1 pseudogene is annotated in these 280 nt (G+C 52.9%); it reads left to right on the forward strand.

What is annotated here, in order from left to right:
• A pseudogene (locus tag ACYP03_RS25855) lies at positions 1-130 on the forward strand (efflux RND transporter periplasmic adaptor subunit); the annotation flags it as partial.
• Positions 131-280 lie beyond the last annotated feature (150 nt).

The following is a 280-nucleotide window of genomic DNA, read 5'->3' on the forward strand; positions in this document are numbered from 1 at the left end:
AGTGGTGCTGGATGAACAATCCCGTGTGGTCAGCGGGTTAGAAGACGGTGCAGTTATTGCCGCGTCTGGCGTGACTGAGCTGGAAGAAGGTCAGATCGTGCGTGAATGGGTGAAGGAGCGGGGTCTCTGAGATGAAAAGTACCATATTAGGTTCGGCTTTCTGGGTATTACCGTGGTTGCTCATTGGGTGTGGTCAGGAGCCGCAGTCCGAGCCAAAGGCTTCACAATCTGTGAGCGTCTATCAGGTGGGACTGGAGCAAAGCTCACCGATTTTATCTTT

Source organism: Photobacterium sp. R1, assembly GCF_054600795.1.